Origin of the sequence: Microbacterium sp. (assembly GCF_030149085.1) — a bacterium.
In the GTDB taxonomy this organism is placed as follows: domain Bacteria; phylum Actinomycetota; class Actinomycetes; order Actinomycetales; family Microbacteriaceae; genus Microbacterium.
Genome location: NZ_JASBSF010000387.1, coordinates 1 through 2130 on the forward strand (window position 1 = coordinate 1; position 2130 = coordinate 2130).

A 2130-nucleotide genomic window follows, 5' to 3' on the forward strand; every position below is an offset into this window, starting at 1 on the left:
ATCGGTATTGAGTATCGGCGAGGTACGGCTACGGCCACACAACATCGTCGGCAACGGCACTCCCATGCTGTGGTGGACGTTCACCTCGCGGCGATGGACGGATCCGCTTCCCGTGAATGTGGTGCTCATTGAGCACGAACAGGGTTGGATCCTGTGGGACACCGGGCAAGCACCCGCGTCCGCTGACTCGCCGAAGGAGTACTTCCCCGGCGGCTTCGTCGGTGCCGTCTACGCGCGGCAGGTCGACTCAACCCTCACGCCTGGGCAAGGGCTCGGCGAACAGCTCGAGCTCGCCGGGGTTCCGATCGAGCGACTGAGCCTCGCCGCCATCTCGCACCTGCACTACGACCACGCTGGAAACGTCGGCGAGCTTGCGGCAGCCGGCATCCCGGTGCTCGTGAGCGAGTCTGAGCATGACGTGCTTACCGGAAAGTCGCCGCACATGCACGGCGTCCTGGCCGAGTACCTGCTCGATGCCGGTGTCCAGTGGCGGCCCGTCACGTTCGCCCCCTCGCAGGATCCCGCGCTCGTCGACTTCGACGGCGCCTATGACGTCTTCGGCGATGGAGCGCTCACGCTCCTGCCGACCCCGGGCCACACCACCGGATCGATGAGCCTCCTCGTCCGTCGTGGCGAGGGTCGGAACCCGCTCCTGCTCGTGGGCGATGCAACGTACGATCCGAGCCTCATCGAGAAGGCTGTCGTTCCGGACGTCGGCGACCGAAAGCAGCAGCTCGAAACGCTGCGGAAGTTCGCCGCACTGCGTGATCACCTGCCCGGCCTGCAGGTGATCGCCGGTCACGACCCTCGGGCGGCGGAACTCGCCGCCTGACGGCACGCGCACCCTCACCGAAGCAGCGCGCGCAACTCCGACTCGACGGATGCCGGACGCGACGGGTCGATCGTCGTGCCGTGCTCGTACGCCTCCACGACTCGCGGATCCACATAGCTGCTCCGGGCGATAGCGGGGGTGTTGCCGAGCACGAAGGCGGCATCCCGCATTGCTGCAGCGACAATCCTCGCCCGACGCGACGGCGATTCCACCGGTCCCGCCTTCGCCAGGCTCAACGCTGCAGCCGCAGTGCCGTGCAGCGTCCGAAAGTCTTTGGCCGTGAAGTCTCCGCCCGTGCGGCGGCGGATGTCGGCATTGATCTCCTCCGGATGCAGCGGGTGCACCTCGCCATCGCCATCGCGCCACGCCAACAGTCGCGCCCGCCCACCGCGGCGCTTCAGCGCCCGCACCACGGCAACAAGATCGGGGTCGGTCAACTCCGACTCCCACGGCTGTCCGCTCTTGCCCGGAAACCGCAGTTCGACGCGCTCACCGTCGTGCACGCTCGCGTGCGCGCAGAGCAGCGTGCACAAGCCATAGCTGCCATGGACGTCGGCGTATCGCTCGGACCCAACCCGCAGGCTCCCGGTGTCGAGCATCCGGAACGCTGTCGCCAGCACGCGGGATCGCCCGAGCCCGTCGGAGCGCAGATCGAGCGTCACCGTGCGCCTGGCCCCCGGGAGCGTTTCGGCGAGGTCCAGCATCCGTTCGAACTTCACCCGATCCTGACGCTCGCGCCAGACCTCGTGATACAGGTATTGGCGCCTGCCCGCGTCGTCGACGCCCGTTGCCTGGATGTGCCCGTGCGGGTGGGGCGAGATCCACACGTCGTTCCACGCGGGCGGAATCGCGAGGGCCGAGATCCGCTCGCGGGTGGCCTCATCGGTGATCGCCGCACCCGATTCATCGAGGTAGGCGAATCCGCGTCCGCGACGCACACGCCGCAAGCCCGGTTCTGTGGTGCGACTGCGGCGGAGGCGGGGCATCCGTTCACGCTACGCCCCGCCCAGACCGTCAGGGTCAGCGACCTCGACGAACCGCCGCTCGGCGTGCGTTCACGATCCCGTACGCGAGGGTGCCGATGATCGCGAGCAGGAACACCGCCGATGCGATCACGTTAGCCTGCGGCGGGATGCCGCGCTGGGCCGCCACGTAGATGTAGACCGGGAAAGTCTGCACCGAGCCCGACGTGAAGTACGTGATGATGAAGTCGTCGAAGCTGAGGCTGAACGACAGCAGCGCCGCGGCGATGATGCCCGGCAGCAGCAGCGGGAACGTGATGCGCCAGAACACCTGCC

Annotated in this window: 2 protein-coding genes and 1 pseudogene; 1 reads left to right on the top strand and 2 read right to left on the bottom strand. The window is 67.8% G+C overall.

The window, feature by feature from the left end; genetic code table 11:
* Window positions 1-832, top strand: an 832-nt coding sequence (locus Q1V87_RS15320; RefSeq protein ID WP_300594810.1) for an N-acyl homoserine lactonase family protein, incomplete at its 5' end; no start/stop codon positions are given.
* A 14-nt stretch (window positions 833-846) separates the two neighbouring features.
* On the opposite strand, the gene Q1V87_RS15325 is transcribed toward Q1V87_RS15320, so the two are convergent.
* Window positions 847-1818, bottom strand: coding sequence for a DNA topoisomerase IB (locus Q1V87_RS15325; RefSeq protein WP_300594813.1), 972 nt, complete (start codon window positions 1816-1818; stop codon window positions 847-849).
* A gap of 34 nt (window positions 1819-1852) precedes the next feature.
* Window positions 1853-2130, bottom strand: a pseudogene (locus tag Q1V87_RS15330) (ABC transporter permease); the annotation flags it as partial.